The 5919-nt window shown below is 64.3% G+C and carries 5 protein-coding genes; all 5 read left to right on the forward strand.

The window, feature by feature from the left end:
* The coding region (locus HWE17_RS28155) for an MBL fold metallo-hydrolase (RefSeq protein WP_255206428.1) at positions 1-1331 on the forward strand (1331 nt) is incomplete at its 5' end.
* A 56-nt stretch (positions 1332-1387) separates the two neighbouring features.
* A complete protein-coding gene (gene msrA, locus HWE17_RS28160; RefSeq protein ID WP_035819305.1) occupies positions 1388-1909 on the forward strand; it encodes a peptide-methionine (S)-S-oxide reductase MsrA in 522 nt (173 codons plus the stop codon).
* Between the two features lie 10 nt (positions 1910-1919).
* The gene (locus tag HWE17_RS28165) at positions 1920-2738 is read left to right on the forward strand and encodes a helix-turn-helix transcriptional regulator (protein WP_176391077.1); all 819 of its coding nucleotides are present in this window, start codon (positions 1920-1922) and stop codon (positions 2736-2738) included.
* 175 nt (positions 2739-2913) lie between these two features.
* Positions 2914-4251 carry an MFS transporter gene (locus HWE17_RS28170; protein ID WP_255206429.1) on the forward strand — a complete coding sequence of 446 codons (1338 nt, stop codon included), beginning with the start codon at positions 2914-2916 and terminating at the stop codon, positions 4249-4251.
* A 16-nt stretch (positions 4252-4267) separates the two neighbouring features.
* On the forward strand, positions 4268-5919 hold a 1652-nt coding region (locus tag HWE17_RS28175; protein WP_176391079.1), incomplete at its 3' end, for an FAD-dependent oxidoreductase.

The following is a 5919-nucleotide window of genomic DNA, read 5'->3' on the forward strand; positions in this document are numbered from 1 at the left end:
TCTCCCGCATCCTGCACGCCGGCTATGTCTTCGAATGCGAAGGCACGGCCATCGCCTTCGACCCCATCGTCGAAAACCCGTTCAGCCGGAATTGCCACGCGTTTCCGCCCGTGCGCTTCGACCTCGACGCCGTGCGCCAGCTGCGCTGGGATGCCGTCTTCATCTCGCACTTCCACGACGACCACTGCTCGCTCGACAGCCTCGATGTGCTCGACCGCGCCACGCCCATCTATCTGTACTGCGTCTTCGACGAACTGTTCGCCATGCTGCGCGTGCTGGGTTTTAGCCGCGTCGAGCGGCTGCACGTGGACGTGCCGGTACAGGTGGGCAGCATCGAGGTGATCCCGCGCCGCGCGCTCGATGACGATGTCGATTCGCTGTTCCAGGTGCGCGCCGCCGGCCTGAATGTGCTCAACGTGGTCGATTCCTGGATCGGGCCGGAGACGCTCGAACAGCTGGCCGCCTTTGCGCCGTGGGACATGGTGCTGTGGCCATTTCAGACCATGCGCGAGATCGCCGTCATCGCGCCGTCGCAGGCGCAGCCTGGCCCGGTCGACCTTCCCGAAGACTGGGTGCCCCAGCTGCGCGCGCTGGCGCCCCGGTACCTCGTGCCCAGCTCCTGCCAGTTCGTGCAGGAAGACTGGTCCTGGTACAACCATGCGATGTTCCCGATTACCTACCGCCAGTTCGCGCAGGAGATCGGCGCTGCGCTGCCCGAGGCGCACATCTTCCGCCTCGACCCATCGACGGCCGTGCTGCTCGATGCGCACGGTGTGAGCAGTGCCGAACCCTTGCCCTGGGTCATCCCCGTGGGCCCGCAAGACGTGGATTTCGACTACCGCCCCGACGCGCCGCCGCCCGTCACGGCGGACATCGCGCGCCGTTTCGCGCCATTGAGCGACGCCGATGCGGCCTTGGTGCTCGATTTCTGCCGCCACGGTTTGCTGGAACGCTACCGCGACATGGAGCTGCCCGAAGACAGCTATTTCCAGGCTCCGCGTGTGTGGCGGCTGTCGCTGTACGGCCATGACGGCGCGGCCACGATCCTGCATTACCGCACGCACGGCGACTTGATCGACCTCGTGCCGGACACGGGCGAGGCGCCGGGATGGACCACCGAGGTGCCGCTGGTGAAATGCCATGCGGCGCTGGTGCTCGGTGAATCGCTGACCTCAATGTACATGCGCATCAACGATGGTCCTTTCGACGCCGCCACGCGGGACGAACTGGACGAGGCCGACATCGTCGACGACCCACTGATCCGCTGCCTGTTCAACGATGCCATCGGCGCCTACCAGGCGGCGCAGCTCAAACGCTTGCTGGCCCGCTGAAGAAAGTCGCGCGACAGGGTAAGATAGCTGCTTCTGACTAGAACGGGAAAGACACCATGGCACAAGACAATGCACAAGGCAATGAAACCGCGATCCTGGCCGGCGGCTGCTTCTGGGGCGTGCAAGACTTGCTGCGCCGTTATCCGGGCGTGATCGCCACGCGCGTGGGCTACAGCGGCGGCGACGTGGCCAACGCCACCTACCGCAACCACGGCACGCATGCGGAAGCGATCGAGATCATTTTCGACCCGAACACCATCAGCTACCGCAAGATCCTGGAATTTTTCTTCCAGATCCACGACCCCAGCACGGAAGACCGCCAGGGCAACGACCGCGGCACGAGCTACCGTTCGGCCATCTATTACACGAGCGACGAGCAAAAACGGGTGGCCGAAGACACCATCCGCGACGTCGACGCGTCCGGCCTGTGGCCCGGCAAAGTGGTGACGGAAGTGGCGCCTGCAGGTCCGTTCTGGGAAGCGGAACCCGAGCACCAGGATTATCTGCAGCGCTTGCCGCACGGCTATACCTGCCATTACATCCGGCCGGACTGGGTCTTGCCGCAGCGCGGGCAGTAAGGAAGCAGATATGCGTTACTGGCGCGTCGAGCGGCGGCAGGCGGAAGGGCAGCTGGACTTCGGGCGTACCCTGGAGCTGATGGCCGCCATCGGCCATGCGGACGTGAATGCCGTCGCCGGGGCCATCCTGAAAACGGTCAGCACGGTCGCGCCGATTGCCCAGTGCACGATCTTTGCCTATGAATTCGGCAACCGTCCGCGCACTGTCGCCGTGGCTGACCGGCGCGGCGGACGTTTCCTGCAAGATATTGCCGACAGCTACGCGCGTCACTATTACGCGCTCGACGGCAACCAGCGCGTGATCGCGCCGGCGCCGGGGCGAAAAACCGATCCCGCCATCGTGCTGCACCAGCAGGCCAGCGACGAGATCGACCATCCCGGCTACCGCGCCGCCTGCTATCAAAAACCGAATGTCTCGGACCGGCTATCGCTGCTGCTGCAGCCGGCCGGCGATATCTGGCTGTCCGTCAATTTCTACCGCGACAGCAGCCAGGGCAAGTTCCTGCCCGGCGAAGTGGCGGGCATCGAAACCCTGTCACCGCTGTTTGCCCATGCCGTCAAGCATCACTACAGCCTGAACGGCCAGAATACGCAAGGCGTCGCGCCGATGATGCTGGCACGGCTGCGCCAGCATTGTCCCGCCTTGAGCAAGCGCGAACTGGACGTGCTGCGCTGCGTGCTCGAAGGTCTGACGGCCGTGGAAATCGCCGAGATCATCGGCGTGCAGCCGTCCAGCGTGATGACTTACCAGAAACGCGCGTATAAACGCCTGGGTATTTCCAGCCAGCGCCAGTTGTTCGCCCTGTGCATGGCGCCAGCACCCGTCTAGTCCCTTCGGCGTAGGGATGGCTCCGCCTTCTTGACTGTTTTGGCCGCAAAACGTCCCCAAAATGGGGACAGCCGCCAGCATCGTCGTCTGCATACTGTGTTTCAAGCCGGGATCACCCGGCCGCTCTCACCCAATAAAATCAACAAGGGGAGGGCGACACCTTATGGAGACCAGCATGACCATCGCCACCACTGCGCCCGTTCCCGACGTGGCCGCCAAGCAACTGGAACAGCAGGTGATGCGCAAGGTATCGCGCCATCTGCTGGGATTTCTGTTTCTGCTGTTCGTGTTTTCCTTTCTTGACCGCATCAATATCGGCTTCGCCGGCCTGACCATGATGCAGGATCTGGGCCTGTCCGGCACCCAGTTCGGTTTTGCCACCACCCTGTTTTACATCGCCTACATCGCCTGCAGCATCCCCAGCAACATCGTGCTGGCCCGCATCGGCGCGCGTAAATGGATAGGCAGCATGATGATCGCCTGGGGCCTGGCCTCGACGGCGACCCTGTTCGCCAGCGGCCCGGCCAGCCTGTATGCGCTGCGTTTTCTCGTCGGTGTGACGGAGGCGGGCTTCCTGCCCGGCATGCTGCTGTACCTGACGTACTGGTTTCCCAGTGCCTACCGCGCGCGGGCCAATGCCTTGTTCATGATCGCCATGCCCGTGACGGCCGCCATCGGCTCGGCCCTGTCGGGCCTGATCCTGGGACTCGATGGCCACTGGGGCTTGAAGGGCTGGCAATGGCTGTTCTTGCTCGAAGGCATGCCTTCCGTGTTCCTGGGCCTGGCCGTGTATGGCTACCTCGACGATGCGCCCAACAAGGCAAACTGGCTGAGCAAGCTGGAACAGCAGGTGCTGGCGTGCATGCTGGCGGCCGAGCACAAGCCTGCCGTCGTACACCTCGCGCAGCAGCAGAAGACCTCCGTGCTGGCGGAAATGCTGTCGCCCACCGTGCTGAAATTCGGCGTCGCCTATTTCTGCCTGGTGAACACCCTGGCGATGGTGGCCGTGTGGACGCCGCTGATCGTGAAAAGTTTTAACAGCAATGCCAGCAACACGCAGATCGGTCTGCTGGCCGCCATCCCGCAAGTGTGCACCGTCATCGGCATGATTGCCTGGGGCCGCCGCTCGGACCGCCTGCAGGAACGCCGCTGGCACATCGTCTGGCCCATGCTGCTGTCGGCGGCCGGCTGGCTGTTCACGGCGTATTCCGGCAACCCCGTGGTGCAACTGCTGGGCGTGTGCATGGCCTCGACGGGCGCGTACACGGCCATGTCCGTCTTCTGGACCACGCCGGACCGAGCCCTGAGCCTGGGTGCGCGCGCCATCGGCATCGCCGTCATCAACGCCACGGGCAATATCGGCTCGGCCCTGAACCCCGTCGTCGTGGGCTGGCTGAAGGACATCACGCACAGCTTTGCCACGGGCTTGCTGTACGCCAGCGTGCTGCTGGTGGCGGGCGCGGCCATCGTGCTGACCCTGCCCATCGCGCGCGGCGGCAAAGAACAATCTTGATTGAAGAGGACCCATCATGAGCGACATCTTCCACCCTTATCCCCATGTGCCGAAAGTCTATCCGCCTGGCAAACCGGCCGGTGCATCGACGCAGCACGTTCCTGTCCTGATCGTCGGCGGCGGCCCCGTCGGTCTGGCCACGGCCCTGGGCCTGGCGCGCCACGGCGTGCGCTCGGTGCTGATCGAAGCGGACGATGGTGTCTGCACGGGCAGCCGCGCCATCTGCATTTCGCGGCGCAGCCTGGAAATCATCGAACGCCTGGGCGCGCTCGACGGCTTTATCCGCAAGGGCTTGCCGTGGGCGGGAGGACGCAGCTTTTACCGCGACGAGGAAGTGCTGCACTTTACGATGCCGCAAGACGCGAACCAGAAGCTGCCGCCCATGGTCAACCTGGCGCAATACCATATCGAACAATTCCTGCTCGACGCGGCCGAACGCCAGTCTGAACTGATCGATATCCGCTGGCAAACGCGGGTCACTGGCGTGGACCAGCGCGCAGATGGCGCCACGGTCACGGTCGCCACGCCCGACGAAACCTGCCAGATTGACACGGACTGGCTGGTGGCGGCCGATGGCGGGCGCAGCGTCGTGCGCGAAGCGCTGGGCCTGAAATTGCAGGGCACCAGCTATGAAGGGCGCTACGTGATCGTCGACATCCATCTGAAGAGCGAGCGCCCGACGGAGCGCCTTGCGTATTTCGACCCGCCGTCGAATCCCGGCTCCACCGTGCTGGTGCACAAGCAGCCCGACGATATCTGGCGCATCGACTACCAGTTGCGCGACGACGAGGATGCGCAGGCGGCCGTGCTGCTGGAAAACGTGGCGCCGCGCGTGGACAGCCTGCTGGCCATGATGGGCGAAACAGCGCCGTGGCATCCCGTATGGATCACCATTTATAAAGCCAACGCGCTGACCCTGGAAAAATACCGGCATGGCCCCGTGCTGTTCGCGGGCGATGCGGCTCATTTGGTGCCCATCTTCGGCGTGCGCGGGGCGAACTCCGGCATCGACGACGCGGACAACCTGGCCTGGAAGCTGGCGTATGTCGTCAAGGGATCGGCACCGGACAGTTTGCTGGACAGCTATTCGGACGAGCGCGTGTACGCCGCCCATGAAAATCTGCGCCACGGCACCAAAAGCACGGAATTCATGGCGCCGCCGACCTTCGCTTTCGATCTCATGCGCACGGCCGTGCTGGGCCTGGCGGGCAAGCACGCGCACGTGCGCTCCTTGATCAACCCGCGCCAGACGAGCGCCATCGCGTATGCGCAGTCTGCCCTGAACGCGCAGGATAGCGAGACGTTCGCCGCCGGCCCCGCGCCGGGCACGGTCTTGCCCGAATGTCCGCTGACGCTGCTGCAAGACGGCAGGCAAGAAGCCGGGTATATTACCGATTTGCTGAAACGCGCCGATGGCGATTTCACGGGACTGTACTTCAGCGAGCACGGCGCCGTGCCAGCCGAACTGCTGGCGCTGGACGATACATTGCCGTTGAGTACCGTGGCGATCGCCCGCGGCGGGGCACAAGGGTGCGCCTGGGACCACACGGCGCAGGTATTCTCGCTGTTTGACGTGCAGCCTGGCACGTTTTACCTCGTGCGTCCGGACGGCCACGTGCTGGGGCGCTGGCGTGAGGTGAAAGCGGGGCAGGTGATTGAAGCGCTGGC

This window comes from Janthinobacterium sp. BJB401 (assembly GCF_013372745.1).
Taxonomy (GTDB): Bacteria; Pseudomonadota; Gammaproteobacteria; order Burkholderiales; family Burkholderiaceae_D; genus Janthinobacterium; species Janthinobacterium rivuli.